General features: G+C 72.7%; 15 protein-coding genes. 10 read left to right on the forward strand and 5 right to left on the reverse strand.

Translation table 11 applies throughout. The features are described 5' to 3' along the window. Positions 1–128 precede the first annotated feature (128 nt). Positions 129–740: a hypothetical protein gene (locus tag WN71_RS25120; RefSeq protein ID WP_240529752.1), complete on the reverse strand. Its 612-nt coding sequence runs from the start codon at positions 738–740 to the stop codon at positions 129–131. A gap of 262 nt (positions 741–1,002) precedes the next feature. On the opposite strand from WN71_RS25120, the gene WN71_RS25125 reads away from it, so the two are divergent. From WN71_RS25125 to hutH, 3 genes are all read left to right on the forward strand, one after another. Further along, complete coding sequence (locus WN71_RS25125) at positions 1,003–1,803, forward strand: enoyl-CoA hydratase/isomerase family protein (protein WP_046584917.1); 801 nt, start codon at positions 1,003–1,005, stop codon at positions 1,801–1,803. A 133-nt stretch (positions 1,804–1,936) separates the two neighbouring features. After that, on the forward strand, positions 1,937–3,079 hold the full coding sequence (locus tag WN71_RS25130; RefSeq protein WP_046584918.1) for a GGDEF domain-containing protein: 1,143 nt from the start codon (positions 1,937–1,939) through the stop codon (positions 3,077–3,079). 105 nt (positions 3,080–3,184) lie between these two features. Then, positions 3,185–4,723 (forward strand): histidine ammonia-lyase, encoded by a 1,539-nt coding sequence (gene hutH, locus WN71_RS25135; RefSeq protein WP_046584919.1) that lies wholly within the window; start codon positions 3,185–3,187, stop codon positions 4,721–4,723. Positions 4,724–4,818: 95 nt separating this feature from the next. Here hutH and WN71_RS25140 read toward each other — a convergent pair whose 3' ends face one another. Then, a complete protein-coding gene (locus tag WN71_RS25140) occupies positions 4,819–5,124 on the reverse strand; it encodes a hypothetical protein (protein ID WP_206300136.1) in 306 nt (101 codons plus the stop codon). 110 nt (positions 5,125–5,234) lie between these two features. On the opposite strand from WN71_RS25140, the gene WN71_RS40100 reads away from it, so the two are divergent. The 5 genes from WN71_RS40100 (at position 5,235) to WN71_RS25165 (ending at position 13,039) form a co-directional block, all read left to right on the forward strand. Next, positions 5,235–5,591, forward strand: a complete 357-nt coding sequence (locus WN71_RS40100) for a hypothetical protein (RefSeq protein WP_107469756.1) — start codon at positions 5,235–5,237, stop codon at positions 5,589–5,591. 174 nt (positions 5,592–5,765) lie between these two features. After that, complete coding sequence (locus WN71_RS25150; RefSeq protein ID WP_046584922.1) at positions 5,766–7,010, forward strand: L,D-transpeptidase; 1,245 nt, start codon at positions 5,766–5,768, stop codon at positions 7,008–7,010. A 213-nt stretch (positions 7,011–7,223) separates the two neighbouring features. Next, positions 7,224–8,711: an ABC transporter permease gene (locus WN71_RS25155; RefSeq protein ID WP_046584923.1), complete on the forward strand. Its 1,488-nt coding sequence runs from the start codon at positions 7,224–7,226 to the stop codon at positions 8,709–8,711. 120 nt (positions 8,712–8,831) lie between these two features. Further along, entirely contained in the window at positions 8,832–9,515 is a 684-nt protein-coding gene (locus WN71_RS25160) for an ABC transporter ATP-binding protein (protein ID WP_046584924.1), read from the forward strand. Positions 9,516–9,727: 212 nt separating this feature from the next. Further along, entirely contained in the window at positions 9,728–13,039 is a 3,312-nt protein-coding gene (locus WN71_RS25165; protein ID WP_240529755.1) for a S8 family peptidase, read from the forward strand. Between the two features lie 81 nt (positions 13,040–13,120). On the opposite strand, the gene WN71_RS25170 is transcribed toward WN71_RS25165, so the two are convergent. Next, positions 13,121–14,035, reverse strand: coding sequence for a helix-turn-helix domain-containing protein (locus WN71_RS25170; protein WP_046584925.1), 915 nt, complete (start codon positions 14,033–14,035; stop codon positions 13,121–13,123). Between the two features lie 211 nt (positions 14,036–14,246). Here WN71_RS25170 and WN71_RS25175 point away from each other — a divergent pair, with 211 nt between their 5' ends. Continuing rightward, the gene (locus WN71_RS25175; protein WP_046584926.1) at positions 14,247–15,290 is read left to right on the forward strand and encodes an NAD(P)-dependent alcohol dehydrogenase; all 1,044 of its coding nucleotides are present in this window, start codon (positions 14,247–14,249) and stop codon (positions 15,288–15,290) included. 15 nt (positions 15,291–15,305) lie between these two features. Here the strand turns inward: WN71_RS25175 and WN71_RS25180 are convergent, their stop codons facing one another. Continuing rightward, positions 15,306–16,328, reverse strand: coding sequence for an AraC family transcriptional regulator (locus WN71_RS25180; RefSeq protein ID WP_046584927.1), 1,023 nt, complete (start codon positions 16,326–16,328; stop codon positions 15,306–15,308). 283 nt (positions 16,329–16,611) lie between these two features. Here WN71_RS25180 and WN71_RS41050 point away from each other — a divergent pair, with 283 nt between their 5' ends. Then, entirely contained in the window at positions 16,612–16,875 is a 264-nt protein-coding gene (locus WN71_RS41050; RefSeq protein WP_046584928.1) for a hypothetical protein, read from the forward strand. Between the two features lie 22 nt (positions 16,876–16,897). Here WN71_RS41050 and WN71_RS25190 read toward each other — a convergent pair whose 3' ends face one another. Continuing rightward, positions 16,898–18,835, reverse strand: coding sequence for an acetoacetate--CoA ligase (locus WN71_RS25190; protein ID WP_420856528.1), 1,938 nt, complete (start codon positions 18,833–18,835; stop codon positions 16,898–16,900). Positions 18,836–18,897 lie beyond the last annotated feature (62 nt).

Below are 18,897 nucleotides of genomic sequence, written 5' to 3' on the forward strand. Positions count from 1 at the left end.
TCCTCGTGGTTGCTCGCGCAGTTCCCCGCGCCCCTATCGGGGCGCCCCGACAGGGGCGCGGGGAACTGCGCGAAAGGGCCCCACCGGGCCGCGGGCGGGGGACGAGCGGTGTGGTCCGGTGCGGGCCGTCAGGCCGAGTTCGTCAGGTACGGGTCCACGCAGAGGCCGATGAGCGGGACGCACAGGCCCTGGCTGCCGGTCGGAGCGGGCGCAGGCGTACCCGTGGGCTGCGGCCGGGCGGTCGTCGGCGCCGGGGAGGCGGCGCGCGCGGCGGACGTCGGCGTCGCGGACGGGGCCGGGGCCGTGGGCCGCGGAGTGTTGGGCCGGTCCGGGATGGTCGTGGCGACCGGCGCCGAGGTGGCGTACGGCGTCGCCGCGCGGGCGGCCGCCGCCGCCGTGGGCGAGCCCGTGGCGGCCGGCGCGAGGCTCACCGCCCCGGTCGGCAGCGCGGACGCGCCCCCCATCGTGGACGTCGCCGAGGGCCGAGCCGACGGCGCCGCCCCCACCGTGGCGGCCGCGTTCGCGGAGTGCTCCCCGACGCTCTCGGTGCCCTCGGCCACCGGCCGGTGCGGCTCCGCCTCCGCCGTGCCGACGCCGCCCACCCCCGCGTGGGGCGTCAGCCGCACGAGGCTCAGCGCCCCGGCCGCCAGGGCCAGACCCCCGGCCGCGAACAGCACCTTGCGGGGGCGTGGCCTGCGGTGGCGGCCCCTTCCGGGCCGCGCCGACGCCGTACTCACCATGTCCGTACCTCCCGGTGCCCATGCCGTGGCGGACGCACGTTATGCGCATTTGAGCCGGTTGCGGGGTGATCGGGGTGCAATATCACTCGAACGGGTAGCCGATGGTTCCGCGGGTTTGCGGTGGTGCGGTACGGGCGATGGGCGCGGCGAGGGCGACGCCGGTACGGGGCCCGCGGGCGCCGGGGCGGGGCTTTCCCCCCGCCCCCGCGGCTGTCATGATCGGGGTCCGGCAAGTTAACCTGCGTTAACCAGGAGGGGTGTCATGGACGAGGAGCGGTTCGGCGAGTTCGTGGTGGTGCGGCGGGACGGGGGCGGGCATGTCGCCGAACTCGTACTCGACCGCCCCAAGGCGATGAACGCCGTGTCCACCGAGATGGCCCGGTCCCTGTCCGGGGCGTGTGCCGCGCTGGGCGCCGACCGGGACGTCCGGGTCGTCGTCCTGACCTCGTCGCACGAGCGGGCCTTCTGCGTCGGCGCCGACCTGAAGGAGCGCAACTCCTTCACGGACGCCGACCTGCTGCGCCAGCGCCCGGTGACGCGGGCCGCGTACACCGGCGTCCTGGAGCTGCCGCAGCCGACCGTCGCCGCGGTGCACGGCTTCGCGCTGGGCGGCGGGTTCGAGCTGGCGCTCGCCTGCGACCTGATCGTCGCCGACGGCACGGCCGTGGTCGGCCTGCCCGAGGTGTCCGTGGGCGTGATCCCGGGCGGCGGCGGCACCCAGCTGCTGCCCCGCAGGGTCGGCGCCGCGCGCGCCGCCGAGCTGGTGTTCACCGCGCGCCGGGTGGCGGCGCCCGAGGCCCGGGAGCTGGGCCTGGTGGACCTCCTGGTCGACGAGGGCCGGGACCGGGAGGAGGCGCTGGCCCTCGCGGGCCGCATCGCCGCGCACTCGCCCGTGGGCCTGCGCGCGGCGAAGCGCGCCCTGCGCCTCGGTCACGGCCTCGACCTGCGGGCGGGCCTGGAGGTCGAGGACGCGGCCTGGCGCTCGGTGGCCTTCTCCGGCGACCGCGCCGAGGGCGTCGCGGCCTTCAACGAGAAGCGCGCGCCGCGCTGGCCGGGGGAGTAGGGCCGGGCGTCGCGTGGCGGACGGGAAGGTGGCGACGGGCCCCGGGCGCGAGCGGCGCCGGGACCGGCCGGGCCGCCCACCTGTTCGGCGCATCAAAGTCCCAAAACGGGTAAAACCTCCCTAGCCTGGACAGATGGGTGAGGACAAGCGGCTTGCCGATGTGGTGGGGCTGGCCCAGGGGATGGCGGCGGCGCACACCCCGCGCGAGTCGTGGCGGGCGGCGGCCGAGGGCGCGTGCCGGGCGCTGGACGGCAGCTTCGCCGCGCTGTCGGCGTGGGAGCGGGAACTGGGCCGGCTGCGCGTCCTGGTGAACGTGGGCGAGCGGGCCGCCGACGAGGAGGAGTTCCCCGAGGCGGAGGCCTACCCGGTCCACCAGTTCCCGGAGATCACCGAGTTCCTGCACGAGCGCTGGGTGGGCGGCGGCGGCCCGAGCGCCTGGGTGGAGACGGCCGAGGGCCCGGCCGCCGGACGCCCCGGCTACGTCCATCAGCGCGTCGCCGCGCTGCGCCGCCGCGGCCGGGGCTGCTGCGTGGTCGCGCCGGTGGTGCTGCACGGCCGCGCCTGGGGCGAGCTGTACGTCGCCCGCCGCGCCGGAGCCCCCGTCTACGGCCGCGCCGACGCCGACTTCGCGACCGTTCTCGCGGCCGTGGCGGCTGCGGGCATCGCGCAGACCGAGCGCCTGGAGGAGGCCCGCAGGCTCGCCTACACCGACGCGCTCACCGGACTCGCCAACCGCCGCGCGGTGGACGTACGCCTGGAGGAGGCCGTCGAGCGGCACCGGCGCGAGGGTGTGGTGGTCAGCCTGGTCGTCTGCGACCTGAACGGGCTGAAGCGGGTCAACGACACCCAGGGGCACGCGGTCGGCGACCGCCTGCTGGAACGCTTCGGCTCGGTGCTCTCGCTGTGCGGCGCGATGCTGCCGGGCGCGCTCGTCGCGCGGCTCGGCGGGGACGAGTTCTGCCTGCTGGCGGTCGGCCCGCCCGCCGACGACGTGGTCAAGGCGGCCGAGGAGCTGTGCCGCCGCGCGGGCGAGCTGGAGCTGGGCGAGGGCGTGGCCTGCGGGGTCGCCTCGACCGACGACCCGATCGGGCCGGTGCGGGACGCCCGCCGGCTGTTCCGGCTGGCGGACGCGGCGCAGTACCGGGCCAAGGCCGTGCGCGGGGACCGTCCGGTGGTGGCCGGGCGGGAGGGCCCGGACGACCCGGTGGTGCGCCTGGCCGACGAGCCGTCCCCGACCCGCGCCGAACGCCGCCGCTTCCGCGGCCGCCGGCCCTGAGGCGCCCGCCGCCCCGTGACGCGGAGCACACCCCCTGGTAAGGGGCGCCCCCGTGGCCCGCTAGTGACATCGCCGCATTCAATGCGTACGCTCCTGAATATGGATATGCACACTGTGGTGGTGGGGACGTCCGGTGTCACGGCGTCCGACGTTCTCGCCGTGGCGCGCGCCGGTGCCCGCGTCGAGCTCTCCGCGGAGGCGGTCGCGGCCCTCGCCGCCGCCCGCGAGATCGTGGACGCGCTGGCCGCCAAGCCGGAGCCGGTCTACGGCGTCTCCACCGGTTTCGGCGCCCTGGCGACCCGGCACATCAGCCCGGAACTCCGCGCCCAGCTGCAGCGCAACATCGTCCGCTCGCACGCCGCCGGCATGGGCCCCCGCGTCGAGCGCGAGGTCGTACGGGCCCTGATGTTCCTGCGGCTGAAGACCGTCTGCTCCGGCCACACCGGCGTGCGGCCCGAGGTCGCGCAGACCATGGTGGACGTGCTCAACGCCGGCATCACCCCGGTCGTCCACGAGTACGGCTCCCTCGGCTGCTCCGGCGACCTCGCCCCGCTGTCCCACTGCGCCCTCACCCTGATGGGCGAAGGCGACGCGGAGGGCCCCGACGGCACCGTCCGCCCGGCCGGCGAGCTGCTCGCCGAGCACGGCATCGCGCCGGTCGAGCTGCGCGAGAAGGAGGGCCTCGCCCTCCTCAACGGCACCGACGGCATGCTCGGCATGCTGGTCATGGCCCTCGCCGACCTCGACGCCCTCTACACGGCGGCCGACATCACCGCCGCCCTCAGCCTGGAGGCGCTGCTCGGCACCGACAAGGTCCTCGCGCCCGAGCTGCACGCCATCCGCCCGCACCCGGGCCAGGGCGCCTCCGCCGCCAACATGCTGGCGGTGCTCCAGGGTTCGCAGCTCACCGGCCACCACCAGGACGACGCCCCGCGCGTCCAGGACGCCTACTCCGTGCGCTGCGCCCCGCAGGTCGCGGGCGCCGGCCGGGACACCCTCGCGCACGCCCGCCTGGTCGCCGAGCGCGAACTGGCCTCCGCCGTCGACAACCCGGTGGTGTTGCCCGACGGGCGCGTGGAGTCCAACGGCAACTTCCACGGCGCCCCGGTGGCGTACGTCCTCGACTTCCTCGCCATCGCCGCCGCCGACCTCGGCTCCATCGCCGAGCGGCGCACCGACCGGCTGCTCGACAAGAACCGCAGCCACGGCCTGCCGCCGTTCCTCGCCGACGACGCGGGTGTCGACTCCGGCCTGATGATCGCCCAGTACACGCAGGCCGCCCTGGTCAGCGAGATGAAGCGGCTCGCCGTGCCGGCCTCCGCCGACTCGATCCCGTCCTCCGCGATGCAGGAGGACCACGTGTCCATGGGCTGGTCGGCGGCGCGCAAGCTGCGCACGGCCGTCGCGAACCTGGCCCGGATCATCGCCATCGAGCTCTACGCCGCCACCCGCGCCGTCGAGTTGCGCGAGGGCCTGACCCCGGCCCCGGCCACGCGGTCCGTCATCGAGGCGACCCGTGCCGCGGGCGTCGGCGGCCCCGGCCCCGACCGCTTCCTCGCCCCCGACCTCGCCGCCGCCGACGCGTTCGTGCGCGGCGGCGGGCTGGTCGCGGCCGCGGAGAAGGTCACCGGCCCGCTCCGGTAGGCGAGATGGCGCCCGGCCGGGCGCCGCGCGGCACGAACGACGGCGCGTCCGGGGCCTTTCCGCGAGAAGAGGACCCGGACGCGTCCGTCATGTCGTCAGAAACCGAGGCGTTCCCGGCGTACCGAATAGACCACGAACCCCGCGCCCAGCGTGAGGAAGAGAGTGCCGCCGACGACGTAGGGCGTGGTGTCCACGCTTCCGGTGTCGGCGAGTTGGGAGCCGGACTGCGCGGCCGCGGCGCTGTCCGCCCCGGTCGTCACCCGGGCCTGCTGCGTGACCGCCGGGGACGCCGTTCTCGCCGAGTCGTCCTGGGACGCGTGGGCGGACGGGACGAACCACAGGGCCCCCAGGACGGTGGCCGCGGCGGTGGCGGTCAGCAACGAGCGGCGCGCGGATGACACGGAATATCGATCCCCTTGTGACGCTGGCGAATTGGCCGTGTGGGGCGATGTTAGTGAACAGCGCGGGTCACGGGAAAGTCACAGTGGCCATGGGCTCTACGCTCCGGGGCATGAGCACTGAAGAGACTGCACGTTATGTACGGCTTCGCGTGGACCTGATCCTCGAAGTCGACGACGCCGACGCCGTGATCGGTGCCGCGCTCGAGCGGATCGCCGCCGATGAGGACATGCCCGGCGACGAACGGGACCACGCCGAGAGCGCTGTGACGGAAGACACGGCCGAGGCGCTCGCCTATCTCGTCGACCCGTTCGACCTGGTCAGCGAGGTGCCCGGGGTGGAACTCGCGCAAGCCTCCTGGTCCAGCGAGCAGATCGACTATGACCCGGATTCGCCCGATTGGGATCTCGACGTGGAAGATGGCGAGGAACGCGACGCCGACGACGAGGCGGAGGTGGACCGGGCCTAGGCCCGGTCCGGAGCAGCCCGGGGCACACCCGTCTCCGTCGTACCGGCGGACGTGGTGTGCCCCACACCTGTCCGGGAAGCGGAACCGGATGTGCCGCGCGGTGCGTTGCAGTTCCTATCGGGGGATCACGGGGCACGGGGATACGACCGATCGGCGACTATGGAGAAGCGTGTGATGACGAACAGCAAGCGGCGCAGGCTGACGGCCGCGTCCGCCCTGCTCGGCGGTGTGCTGGTGCTCACGGCCTGTTCCAGTGGCAGCCACAAGGCGGCCGCGGGCGACGAGGACAGCTCGCAGGCGAAGGCCGACGCGGCCGCCGCCAAGAAGTCGTCCGAGGCGCAGATCACGATCACGCCCAAGGACGGCTCCGACAACGCCTCCATCAACAACTCCGCGGCCGTCACGGTCAGCAAGGGCACGCTCACCGACGTCACCATGACCACGCAGTCCGGCACCGCGGTCGCCGGCCGGCTCTCCGCGGACCAGAAGAGCTGGAAGCCCACCGGCCAGCTGGCGCGCTCCACCACCTACAAGGTGGCCGCCACCGCCAAGGACTCCGCGGGCCTGGTCGCCCACGAGAACGCCTCCTTCACCACGGTCTCCCCGGCCAACAGCTTCATAGGCAACTTCACGCCGGAGGACGGTTCCACCGTCGGGGTCGGCATGCCGGTGTCCATCAACTTCGACAAGGCGATCACCAACAAGGCCGCCGTGCAGAAGGGCGTCACGGTCACGTCCACCTCCGGCCAGGAGGTCGCCTGCCACTGGTTCAACGCGAACCGCATGGACTGCCGCCCCGAGACGTACTGGAAGGAAGGCTCCACCGTCACGCTGAAGCTCGCGCTCGACGGCGTCGAGGGCGCCTCCGGGGTCTACGGCGTGCAGCAGAAGACGGTCACCTTCAAGATCGGCCGCAACCAGGTCTCGTACGTCGACGCCAAGACCAAGCAGATGAAGGTCACCCAGGACGGCAAGACGGTCAAGACCATCCCGATCTCCGCCGGTTCGCCCGAGCACACCACCTACGAGGGCCAGATGGTGATCTCGGAGAAGTTCAAGCAGACCCGCATGAACGGCGCGACGGTCGGCTTCACCGACGACGACGGCAAGGGCGAGTACGACATCAAGGACGTGCCGCACGCCATGCGCCTGACCAACTCCGGCACCTTCATCCACGGCAACTACTGGGGCGGCCCGTCCGTCTTCGGCAGCGTCAACACCAGCCACGGCTGTGTCGGCCTCCAGGACGTCAAGGGCGCCGGCGACGCGAACATGCCGGCCGCGTGGTTCTACAACAACTCGATGATCGGCGACGTCGTGGTGGTCCAGAACACCGGCGACAAGACCGTCTCCCCGGACAACGGCCTCAACGGCTGGAACATGGACTGGGCGCAGTGGAAGGCCGGCTCCGCCGCCTGACGCGGAGTCCCGACCCCTGCCGAGCCGTAGCGCCGATGCCGCCCCTCACCGGGGGCGGCATCGCCGCTTGCGGGGCCGGTCCGTCACGTTCCGGTCTCGGTTCGGTGCACTCCCGGCGTTCTCCTGGAGATTTCCGGGGGCCTGCACAGTCTTCTCATGGTTCTCTTATTTCGGCCTTATCGAGTCATCACACCGCCTGCCTAGCTTGCGGCCATGTTCTTCACCTACCTGAGGCGCGAACTGCGCCGCCGCAGAAAAGCGGCCCTCGTCGTCGCCTCCGGCCTCGCGCTGGGCATCGCCCTGGTCATCGTCGTCACGTCGGTGTCCTCGGGCATGAACAAGGCGCAGGACAAGGTTCTCCAGTCGCTGTACGGCCTGGGGACCGACATGACCGTCACCAAGGCGGCCAGCGCGTCCACGAGCGCGTCGCAGCGGCCGAACTTCAAGTTCGACGCCAACGGCGACGACAGCTCCAAGACCCAGAGCAGCGACCGGGTCATGGTCCAGGGCTTCACCACGCTGGCCTCCTCGACCGTCACCAAGGTCCAGGGCCAGCAGGGCGTCTCGACCGCGGTCGGCGGCCTGAGCCTCAACGTGGTCAAGGTCAGCGGTCAGTTCACCCGCGGCCAGTTCAAGCAGGACGGCAACAGCGGCGGCGGCTTCAACCGCCAGGGCGGAGCCCCGCAGGGCGAGGTCCAGGGCGGCGGCGCCAACTTCAACATCAACTCGTACTCGGTGTTCGGCACGGACGTCACCAAGGCCGGCCTCGGCCCGCTGACCTCCTCGAAGATCACCAGCGGTCGCGCCTTCAAGACCACGGAGACGGACGCCAAGGTCATCATCGCGGACTCGGCGTACGCCAAGGAGAAGAAGTACAAGGTCGGTTCGACCGTCACCGTCAAGAGCGTCAAGTACAAGGTGATCGGCATCGCCACCGCGAGCAGCGGCGACTCGGCGGCCAACCTGTACATGCCGCTGAAGCAGGCGCAGACGCTGGCGGACGAGAAGAACAAGGTCACCACGATCTACGTCAAGGCGACCGACTCCCAGAAGATCGACGCCGTCAAGGGCACCATCCAGAAGAACATCTCGGGCACCACGGTCACCACCTCGTCCGACCTGGCGAAGACCGTCTCCGGCTCGCTGTCCACGGCCTCCAGCCTCGCCTCCAACGTCGGCAAGTGGCTGTCCATCGCGGTGCTCGTGGCCGCGTTCCTGGTCGCGGGTCTGCTGACCTCCTCGGCGGTCTCCCGCCGCGTCCGTGAGTTCGGCACCCTGAAGGCCCTCGGCTGGAAGTCCGGCCGGGTGACCCGGCAGGTGGTCGGCGAGGCCATCGTCAACGGCCTGGTCGGCGGCGCCCTCGGTATCGGCCTCGGTCTGGCGGGCGCGTACGTGGTCACGGCCATCAGCCCGACGCTCCAGGCGTCCCTCGGCAGTTCGGGCAGCGGCGGCACCGGTGGTGGCGGCGGCTTCCCCGGTGGTGGCGGCGGCGGTGGCGGCCTGCCCGGCGGTGGCGGCGGTGGCGGCGCCCGCCAGGCGGCCTCCAAGACCCTCGAAGTGGCGCTCACCGCGCCGGTCAGCGTGAGCACCATCGTGATCGCGGTGGGTCTCGCCGTGGCCGGTGGTCTGATCGCCGGTGGCTTCGGCGGCTGGCGCGCGTCGCGGCTGCGTCCCGCGGACGCGCTGCGCCGGGTGGAGTAGCGGCACGTCACCGCACGGCCGAGCACGCCGACCCGGGGAGCTCGGGACACCGTGCCTCTGCTCCCCCTCGACCCTCGGTCACCGACGACGCGTACCACCCGAAGCCCACCAGGAGTTCCCATGTACGAACTGAGAAACGTCACCAAGCTCTATTCGCGCGGCAAGGACGTCGTGCGCGCCCTCGACGGCATCGACCTCACCATCGCCGACGGCGACCGGCTGGTCATCCAGGGCCCGACCGGCGGCGGCAAGTCGACGCTGCTCCAGATGCTCGGCGCCCTCGACCGTCCGAGCGCCGGCGAGATCGTCTTCGACGGCACCGACCTGGCCAAGCTCTCCGAGGCGCGCCTGACCAAGGTGCGCAGCGAGAACATCGGCTTCGTGTTCCAGTCGTTCAACCTCATCCCGACGCTCAACGCGCAGGAGAACGTCGAGACCGCCCTCGTGCCCCTCGGCATCAAGGCCAAGGACCGGCGCGAGCGCGCGGCCGAGGCGCTGAAGTCGGTCGGCCTCGGCGAGCGGCTCGGGCACCTGCCCTCGGAGATGTCCGGCGGTCAGCAGCAGCGTGTGGCCATCGCGCGGGCCCTGGTCAAGCAGCCGAAGGTGCTGCTCGCCGACGAGCCCACGGGCAACCTCGACGAGGGCATGCGTGACGAGATCATGGACGTCCTGGACCGCATGTGGAAGGAGCTGGGGCTGACCTTCATCATGGTCACCCACGACTCCGCCATCGCGAAGAAGGCCCCGCGCCTCGCCACGATCCGCAAGGGCAAGATAACCGTCAAGGAGAACGCGGCGAAGTAACCCCGCGATCTGGTAACGGAGTTGGGGCCGGATGTAACAGTCTTCCGGCGGTCTTCTCACCGTTTCCTCATCTTCTTGTAGTGACTGATCACCCCCCGGGATACTCCGTAGACCGGGGGGTGACGCACATGCGTTCGAGACCACCCCCGGACGGGTGAGTGCTGACCGGCACCACCCGGCACTCATCAGCAGGGGGACTCTTGCGCAGACAAGTGAAAAGAGCATGCGCGGCCACGGTGGCCACGGCCGCCGCGGTGGCCCTCGCCGCGGGGATGACCAACCCGGCGGCGGCCAGGCCCGCACAGCGCGCGTCGGCCGGCGCCGCCTCGTTCACCTCTCAGCACCACATCACCCTGATCACCGGCGACCGCGTCACCGTGGGCGCCAAGTCCCGCATCCTCGCCTTCGAGCCGGCCAAGGGGCGCGCGCACATACCCGTCCAGCTCCGCAAGGCCGACGGGCACACCTACGTCATCCCGGCGGACGCCGCCCATCTGGTCGCCACCGGCAAGCTGGACCAGCGGCTGTTCGACATCACGGGGCTCGACACCGCCGCCGCCCGCGCCTCGCAGAAGAAGGGCCTGAAGGTCATCGTCGGCTACGCGGGGACGGCCGGCGCCACCCGGGCCGACGTCCGCGAGGCGGGCACCGTGCGCCGCACCCTGAAGACGCTGAACGCGGACGCGGTGCAGACGCCGGGCAAGGACGCGCACGAGCTGTGGGACGCGGTCACCGACGGCGACCGCGCCGCCTCCGGGGTCGCGCACGTCTGGCTCGACGGCGTCCGCAAGGCCGCCCTGGACACCTCGGTGCCGCAGATCGGCGCCCCCGCGGCGTGGTCCGCCGGGTACACCGGCAAGGGCGTCAAGATCGCCGTACTGGACACCGGTGTCGACGCCGACCACCCGGACCTCAGCACCCAGGTGATCGCCTCGAAGAACTTCTCCACCGCCGCCGACGCGAACGACCACTTCGGGCACGGCACCCACGTGGCGTCCATCGCCGCGGGCACCGGCGCCAAGTCGCACGGCACGTACAAGGGCGTCGCGCCCGGCGCCAAGATCCTCAACGGCAAGGTCCTCGACGACACCGGCTCCGGTGACGACTCCGGCATCCTCGCGGGCATGGAGTGGGCCGCCGCCGAGGGCGCCGACGTGGTCAACCTCAGCCTGGGCGGCCAGGACTCCCCGGGGATCGACCCGCTGGAGGCCGAGGTGAACAAGCTCTCCACCGAGAAGGGCATCCTGTTCGCCATCGCGGCCGGCAACGAGGGCCCTGACTCGATCGGTTCGCCGGGCAGCGCCGACGCCGCCCTCACCGTCGGCGCCGTCGACAAGCACGACAAGCTCGCCGACTTCTCCTCCACCGGCCCGCGCGTCGGCGACTACGCCATCAAGCCGGACGTGACCGCGCCGGGCGTGGACATCACCGCCGCCGCGGCCCCCGGCAGCGTCATCGACAAGGAGGTCGGCGAGAACCCGCCCGGCTACCTGACCATCTCGGGCACCTCCATGGCGACCCCGCACGTCGCGGGCGCCGCGGCTCTGCTCAAGCAGGAGCACCCGACCTGGGGCTACGCCGAGCTGAAGGGCGCGCTGACCGGCTCCGCGAAGGGCGGCGCGTACACGCCGTTCCAGCAGGGCGCGGGCCGTATCGCCGTCGACCGGGCCATCAAGACGACCGTCGTCGCCGACCCCGTCTCGGTGAGCTTCGGCGTCCAGCAGTGGCCGCACACCGACGACCAGCCGGCCACCAAGCAGGTGACCTACCGCAACCTCGGCACCAAGGACGTCACCCTCAGCCTGGCCGTCACCGCCACCGACCCCAAGGGCCACACCGCGCCGGCCGGCTTCTTCAAGCTGGCGAAGACCAAGGTGACGGTCCCCGCGGGCGGCACGGCGTCGGTCGGTCTGACCGCGGACACCCGCCTCGGCGGCACCGTCGACGGCGCCTACTCCGCCTACGTCACCGCGACCGGCGACGGGCAGAGCGTGCGCACCGCCGCGGCGGTGGTCCGCGAGGTGCAGTCGTACGACGTCACGCTGAAGGTCATCGGCCGCGACGGCGCGCCCGCGCCGTACTACAACGCCTCCCTGTCCGGGCTGAGCGGCCTCGGCAAGGGCCAGTGGTTCTCGCCGTACGACAAGTCCGGCACGGTCACCGTCCGCGTGCCCAAGGGGCGTTACGTCCTCGACGGCGGGATCTTCGTGGACCCGGAGGACTTCACCAAGGGCGCCGACTGGATCGCCGAACCGCGGCTGGACGTCACGAAGAACACCACCGTGACGCTCGACGCCCGCACCACCAAGCCGGTCGACATCACCGTGCCCGACACGGCCGCCACGTCGGCGTTCGCCTCGCCCGAGTACAGCATCGACACCGCCGACTTCGGTGTGTCCTTCGGCTGGTTCCTCGACTCCTACGCCGGCTTCCGCACCGCCCACCTGGGTCCGGCGGTCACCGACGGCTCGCTCTCCGAGCAGTGGGACGCGCACTGGACCAAGGGCGACGACGAGCAGTACGACACCGCGGTGGTCGCCCAGGTGAGCAAGCTCGCCACCGGCTACACCAAGCACTACAAGGCGAGCGACCTGGCCACGGTGAAGACCCGCATGGGCGCCGCGGCGAGCGGGAAGAAGGGCGCGGTCACCGCGTTCGGCTGGCTGCCCGGCAGCTCCGGCGGCTCCGGCATCGGCGTCCCGCAGCAGCTGCCCGGCACCCGGGTCCTGCACCTGTCCACGCTGGGCGGCATCCAGTGGGAGCTCGACTTCGAGCAGTACGGCGGCGTCGACGCCGACGGGTTCCCGGTCGACGAGGCGTACTACACGCTCGGCGCCGCGCAGACCTTCAAGGGCGGCTCGTCGTACACGAAGACCTTCAACACCGCGGTCTTCGGCCCCCGTCTGGGCTCCGGCTACGGCGTCTTCCGCGAGGGCAACGACCTCTACGGCCTGGTGCCGCTGTACGCCGACTCGTCCCGGCACGCCGGCTCGTCGACGTTCAGCTCGGTGACCACGACCCTGTACCGCAACGGCACCAAGGTCGGCACCACCGACGACCCGCTGTTCGGGGAGAAGCCCTTCAAGGTCCCGGCGGGCGACGCCGAGTACCGGCTGACCACCTCGGTCAAGCGGAGCGTCCGCGTCGCGGCCGCCTCCACCCGGATCGACGCGAGCTTCACGTTCCGCTCGAAGAAGCCGGCCGCCGGTGACGTGGCGACGCTCCCCGTCTCCACCGCCCGGTTCGGCGCGACGACCGGGCTCGACAGCCGGGTCGAGGCGGGCCGCACGGTCACCTTCCCGGTCACCGTCGAGGGCGCGGCGGCGGGCCGCAACCTCAAGTCGCTGGGCGTGTGGGTGTCGTACGACTACGGGCAGACCTGGAAGAAGCTCGTGGTGCACGGCGGGAAGATCACCGTGAAGAACCCCGCGGCGGGGCAGGGCATCTCCTTCCACGCCAAGATCGCCGACAAGAAGGGGAACAAGTCGACGATCTCGATCTACAACGCGTACTACGGCCGCTGAGCGGTTGGACAGTTGCGCGGTTGAGCGGTTGAACGACAGGGTGGCCCGGCGCGAGCTCGCGCCGGGCCACCCCGCGTCCGTTCAGGCCGTGGGGGCCGCCGTCGTCGCGTCCGTGCCCCAGCTGGCCAGCAGCCGCAGCGCGTCGCCCGACGCCGAGTGCGCCTCCGCGTGATAGACGACCAGCGCCTGATCGGGATCGTCCGGCAGCCGGAACGACTCGAAGTACAGCTGCAACGGCCCCACCAGCGGATGGTGCAGCTGCTTGAGCCCGTGGCTCTTCTCCCGCACGTCGTGCGTCGCCCACAGCCGCCGGAAGTCCTCGCTCTTCACCGACAACTCCCCGACCAGCGCCGACAGCCGCGGATCGTCCGGATAGCAGCCCGCGTCCATGCGCAGCTGGCAGACGATGTCGATGGCCTTCTGCTCCCAGTCCGCGAACAGGTCGCGGTAGGCGGGGCGCAGGAACACCATCCGCGCCCAGTTCCGCTCCGCCTGAGGCAGCTCGCCCCAGTCCCCGAAGACGGCCGCCGCCATCCGGTTCCAGGCGAGGATCTCCGAGCGCCGCCCCACCAGATACGCCGGCACCCCGTCCATCGTGTCCAGCAGCTGCCGCAGCGAGCCGCGCACCTGCTGCGCCCGCGCCGACGGCTTCTTCTTGTGCTGCTTCGGCTTCGCCAGATGCGTCAGATGCGCGTGCTCGGCGTCGCTGAGCCGCAGCGCGCGGGCGATCGAGTCCAGCACCTCCGCCGACACGTTGCGCCCGTTGCCCTGTTCGAGCCGGGTGTAGTACGCCACCGACACCCCGGCCAGCTGCGCCAGCTCCTCGCGGCGCAGCCCCGGCACCCGGCGGTGCCGGCCGAAGTCGGGCAGCCCCACGTCCTCCGGCTTCAGCCGGGCCCGGCGGCTGCGCAGGAACTCGCTCAGCTCGGCCCGCCGGTCCAGCGGCGCGCCGGCCCCCGCGGCGGGTCGGGGCTCGGTGTCGGGCTGTTCGTCCATACCGTCCAGTATTCAGGGTCGTACGTCCAGCAGCCTGACCCCGCCAGTGGTAGGACCGGTGAGCGTAGGCAAGGGCGTGATCTGGGTGGCGGGACGGGCATCCGGCAGGGTGGAGACGCACGGCCGGAGGAGGCTCCGGCAGGCTTGAGGCGTACGGCCGGCACCCCGGCCGTACACCCGTCACGACCCCTCACACCAGGAGAGACCCGGCATGACCACTGTTGCCGCCTACGCCGCCCCCGCGGCCAAGGCTCCGCTGGAGCGCACCACCATCGAGCGCCGGGCCGTGGGGGAGTCCGACGTACTGATCGACATCAAGTTCGCGGGCATCTGCCACTCGGACATCCACCAGGCCCGCGAGGGCTGGGGCACCGCCATGTTCCCGATGGTCCCGGGCCACGAGATCGCGGGCGTCGTCTCCGAGGTCGGCTCCGCCGTCACCGGGTTCAAGGTCGGCGACCGGGTGGGCGTCGGCTGCATGGTCGACTCCTGCCGCACCTGCGACAACTGCCTCGCCGGACTCCAGCAGTACTGCACCGGCGGCGGCCCGGTCTGGACGTACAACGCGGTCGGCAAGGACGGCGAGCGCACCTACGGCGGCTACGCCGAGAAGATCGTCGTCGACGCGGGCTATGTCGTCCGCATCCCCGACGGCCTCGCCCTGGACGTCGCCGCGCCCCTGCTGTGCGCGGGCATCACCACCTACTCCCCGCTCAAGCACTGGAACGCCGGCCCCGGCAAGAAGGTCGCCGTCGTCGGCCTCGGCGGGCTCGGGCACATGGGCGTGAAGATCGCGCACGCGCTCGGCGCGGAGGTCACCGTGCTGTCGCAGTCGCTGCGCAAGAAGGACGACGGCCTGCGGCTCGGCGCCGACGACTACCGCGCCACCAGCGACCCGACGACCTTCGAGGAGCTCAAGGGCACCTTCGACATCATCCTGAACACGGTCTCCGCGCCGCTGGACTTCGCCGCCTACCTGTCGCTGCTGCGCACCGACGGCGCCATGGTGAACGTCGGCATCCCCGAGGAGCCGGTGCGCATCCTGCTGTCGTCCTTCTTCGGCCACCGCCGCAGCGTGAGCAGCTCCGGCATCGGCGGCATCCCGGAGACCCAGGAGATGCTCGACTTCTGCGCCGAGCACGGCCTCGGCGCCGAGATCGAGCTGATCTCCGCGGACCGCATCAACGAGGCCTACGACCGCGTCGTCTCCAGCGACGTGCGCTACCGCTTCGTGATCGACACGGCGACGATCTGACGCGTACGGCGACGGTCATCCGTCGGGTGCGGCGGCACGGAGGTCCGGGTCGCCGCGCCAGCGGGTCGGGCTGGTGCCGAAGCGGGCGCGGAACCAGCGGGAGAGGGCGCCCGAGGACGCGAACCCGAGCAGCCGGGCGGCCTCGGTCAGCGGCAGGTTCCCGTCGGCCACGAAGCGGCGCGCGAGGTCGACCCGGGTCGCGTCGAGGACGGAGGAGAACGTCTCGCCGGACCCCTCCAGGCGCCGGTGCACGGTACGGCGGTCGACCCCCAGGCTGCGCGCCACCTGGTCGGCGCTGCACCGGCCGGTCGGCAGCAGGATCTCGATGATGCGGCGCACCCGTTCCGGGGCGGACGGGTCCTCGCCGTGCGCCAGCAGGCCGACGTACTCCTCGGCATAGCGGCGCAGCACCGGGTCGGCCCGGCTGTTGGGCACCTCCAGCGCGGCGGTCGGCAGCACGATCCCGTCGAAGCCCGCGCCGAACACGGGGGCCGTCCCGAACAGCCGGAGGTGTGTGGTGGGGTCGGCGGGCGCCGGGTGGGTGAAGCAGACCCGGTACGGCCGGGGCCGCCGCACCAGGAATCCGGCGAGGATCTGGTGGTAGGCGCCGACGACCAGCTCCGTGGCCTGCCGGAGCTGCCGCACGGCCGGGATGTCCAGGGCGATGTGCAGCGTCGCCGTCGAGCCGTCCTCGTGCAGAGCGGCCCGCAGGGCCTCGTTGTACATGCGCTGGTAGCGGATCAGCAGCCGGAGCACGCTGCGCACGTCCGGCTCCTCGCGCACCAGCAGGCTCACCGGCCCGAGGTTCGCGAGGCGCCGCCGCTCCGTCAGCCGCAGACCGAAGTCCTCCCGGCCGCAGGCGTCCGCCGCCAGTTCCAGCAGCCGGGCGGCGGCCGCGGCCGGCATCCAGTGGTCCTGGTCGGCGAGGAGATGCGGGTCGACGCCCGCCCGGCGCAGCAGCGCGGCCGGATCCGCCCCGAGGGCACGGCACAGCTCCGGGTAGCCGGTCAGTGCGGCGCTGCGGACGAGAGGTTCCATGGACACGCTCCGAGGTGCTGGACCTCCAGCTAAACCCCCGTGAGCCCCAGGTCAAACGTGCTGCGCCGGTCGGGTGCCGAGATCACTCGGCGGACGCAGCGACGTGCCCCTTCGGGACACGGCCGTGTCCCCTGGGGACGGCCCGCGGCGCCAGGATGGCCCTCACACCCCTTCTGGCCTGCGGAAATGGCCAGACGGCTGCTTCCGCTCGCTTCCCCGGTCGGCCGGTTCCGCCACTAGCCTCGAACCGTCCCCCTGGGGGAGAGCGGAGAGCGAGCGACCGATGAACGTGGTGCGGGGCGGCGGCGCGGTGATGGCCGTCGGCGCGGGCAGCGTCGTCGCCGTCGTCGTCGCCGACACCAACCAGTTCGCGCTGGTCGTGGTGGTGGTGCTGGTCGCGGCCGGGCTGGGCACCTGGATGACCTCCCTGAGCCGCCGCGACGCCGGCCGCCACGACGACCCGCCCACCTCGCCGCGCCCACCCGCCGCGCCCGACCCGGCCGCCTCGTCCGGGCCCTCGCACCCGTCCGGGCCGTCCGAGCCGTAGGGCCGGGCGGACCGGACGTCGGTCAGCCGGCGGACCGCTGCCGCCGTTCGGCGTGGAAGTGCGCGAACCAGTCCAGCATGTGCGCCTCCGTGACCGCGCCCGGCCCCGCCACCTCGGAGACCTCCGCGCCCTGCAGCAGCCGCTTGACCGGGACCTCCAGCTTCTTGCCGGTCAGCGTGCGGGGCAGGGCCGGCACCCGCACGATCACGTCCGGCACGTGCCGGGGCGACAGCCGCGCCCGGACGGCCGCGGTGATCCGGCCGCGCAGGTCCTCGTCGGACTCGCCCGACGGGCCGGCCCCCTCCCCACCGCTCACCACGAACAGCGGCATGAAGTAGCCGCCGTCGTCCTCCTCGACGCCGACGACCAGGCTGTCCGCCACGCCGGGCAGCTGCTCCACGACGTCGTAGAGATCGGCGGAGCCCATCCGTACGCCCATCCGGTTCAGCGTGGAGTCGGACCGGCCCGACACGACGACCGACAGGTCCTCCGCCACGGTCACCCAGTCGCCGTGCCGCCACACCCCGGGGTAGGTGGCGAAGTAACTCGCCCGGTAGCGCACGTCGTCGGGGTCGCCGACGAACCGCAAGGGCATGGACGGCAGCGGCGCGGTCACCACCAGCTCGCCCTGCTCGCCGGTGAGCGGCCGCCCCGACGCGTCCCACGCCGCCAGCGCCACGCCGAGCGCCGGGGCCTGGATACGGCCGGCCCGCACCGGCAGCAGCGGGGTACCGCCCGCGAGCACGGAGCACACGTCGGTGCCGCCGCAGATGGACTGGAGCCACACCCCGGGCACGAGCCGTTCGTGCGCCCACCGCCAGGTGCTCTCCGCCATCGCCGACCCGGTCTGGAGCACCGACCGCACGGCGCCCAGGCCGAGCTCGGCCGCCGGGTCGAGCCCCGACCGCTGCACCGCCGCGAGATAGGCCGCGCCCACCCCGACCAGCGTCGCCCCGGTCCGCTCGGCGACCCGCAGCGCGCCGGCGGTGTCGGGGAACGTCGGACTGCCGTCGTACAGGACGATCGTGGAGCCGTGCAGCAGTCCGCCGACCAGGAAGTTCCACACCATCCAGCTGGTGGAGGTGACGAACAGGTACCGGTCCTCGGCCCGCAGATCGCAGCCGAGCCCCAGCGCCTTCAGCAGTTCGACGACGATGCCGCCGTGGCCCTGCACGATCCCCTTGGGGATGCCGGTGGTGCCCGACGACCACAGGATCCACAGCGGATGGTCGAAGGAGACGTCCGCGAAGTCCGGGTCCCGGCCGGTGGACGGCAGCGCGGACCACGCCGTCAGCCCGACCCCGGCCCGCAGCGACCAGGAGTCCGTGTCCGACGGGAAGAGATGGCCGACGGCGAGGACGTGCCGGACCGTGGGCAGCCCGTCGACGAGTTCGGCGACCGTGGCGCGCTTGTCGTGCGCCTTGCCGCCGTAGCGGTAGCCGTCCGCGGCGACGAGCACCACCGGCTCGGCCTGCCGCAGCCGGGAGAGCACGCTGGGGGTGCCGAAGTCGGGGGAGCACGCCGTCCACACGGCGCCGACCGCCGCCGACGCCAGCAGCGCCACCACCGCCTGCGGCAGGTTGGTGAGATACCCGGCGACCGTGTCGCCGGGCCGCACCCCCATCCGCCGCAGCGCCGCCGCGACGTCCGCGACCTCGCGGCGCAGCCGGTCCCAGGACCACTCGACCGGCTCGCCGCCCTCGTCCACGGCGACCAGCGCCGGCCGGGCGTCGGTCGCCCGCGCGAGGCACCGCTCGGCGAAGTTCAGCCGCGCGCCGGTGAACCAGCGGGCGCCCGGCATCCGGGCGTCCGCCAGCACCTCGTCGTAGCCGCCGACCTCGTCGAGGCCGTAGTACTCCCAGACCGCCGACCAGAAGGCGGCCGGTTCGGCGGAGCTCCACCGCCACAGCTCGGCGTACCCGGCGAACCGCAGATCGCGGGTCCGGGCCAGCCAATCCATGAACAACGCGACGTTGGACTCCTCCAGCTCGCACCGCCCGGGGGCCCAGAGCGGCGCACCGC

This window comes from Streptomyces mangrovisoli, from assembly GCF_000974985.2.
GTDB lineage: Bacteria > Actinomycetota > Actinomycetes > Streptomycetales > Streptomycetaceae > Streptomyces > Streptomyces mangrovisoli.

Coding starts and splice junctions, on each gene's coding strand:
- WN71_RS25120 (WP_240529752.1), bottom strand. CDS start 740: ATGGTGAGTACGGCGTCGGCGCGGCCCGGAAGGGGCCGCCACCGCAGG.
- WN71_RS25125 (WP_046584917.1), top strand. CDS start 1,003: ATGGACGAGGAGCGGTTCGGCGAGTTCGTGGTGGTGCGGCGGGACGGG.
- WN71_RS25130 (WP_046584918.1), top strand. CDS start 1,937: ATGGGTGAGGACAAGCGGCTTGCCGATGTGGTGGGGCTGGCCCAGGGG.
- hutH (WP_046584919.1), top strand. CDS start 3,185: ATGCACACTGTGGTGGTGGGGACGTCCGGTGTCACGGCGTCCGACGTT.
- WN71_RS40100 (WP_107469756.1), top strand. CDS start 5,235: ATGAGCACTGAAGAGACTGCACGTTATGTACGGCTTCGCGTGGACCTG.
- WN71_RS25150 (WP_046584922.1), top strand. CDS start 5,766: ATGACGAACAGCAAGCGGCGCAGGCTGACGGCCGCGTCCGCCCTGCTC.
- WN71_RS25155 (WP_046584923.1), top strand. CDS start 7,224: ATGTTCTTCACCTACCTGAGGCGCGAACTGCGCCGCCGCAGAAAAGCG.
- WN71_RS25160 (WP_046584924.1), top strand. CDS start 8,832: ATGTACGAACTGAGAAACGTCACCAAGCTCTATTCGCGCGGCAAGGAC.
- WN71_RS25170 (WP_046584925.1), bottom strand. CDS start 14,035: ATGGACGAACAGCCCGACACCGAGCCCCGACCCGCCGCGGGGGCCGGC.
- WN71_RS25175 (WP_046584926.1), top strand. CDS start 14,247: ATGACCACTGTTGCCGCCTACGCCGCCCCCGCGGCCAAGGCTCCGCTG.
- WN71_RS25180 (WP_046584927.1), bottom strand. CDS start 16,328: ATGGAACCTCTCGTCCGCAGCGCCGCACTGACCGGCTACCCGGAGCTG.
- WN71_RS41050 (WP_046584928.1), top strand. CDS start 16,612: ATGAACGTGGTGCGGGGCGGCGGCGCGGTGATGGCCGTCGGCGCGGGC.
- WN71_RS25190 (WP_420856528.1), bottom strand. CDS start 18,835: ATGGATTGGCTGGCCCGGACCCGCGATCTGCGGTTCGCCGGGTACGCC.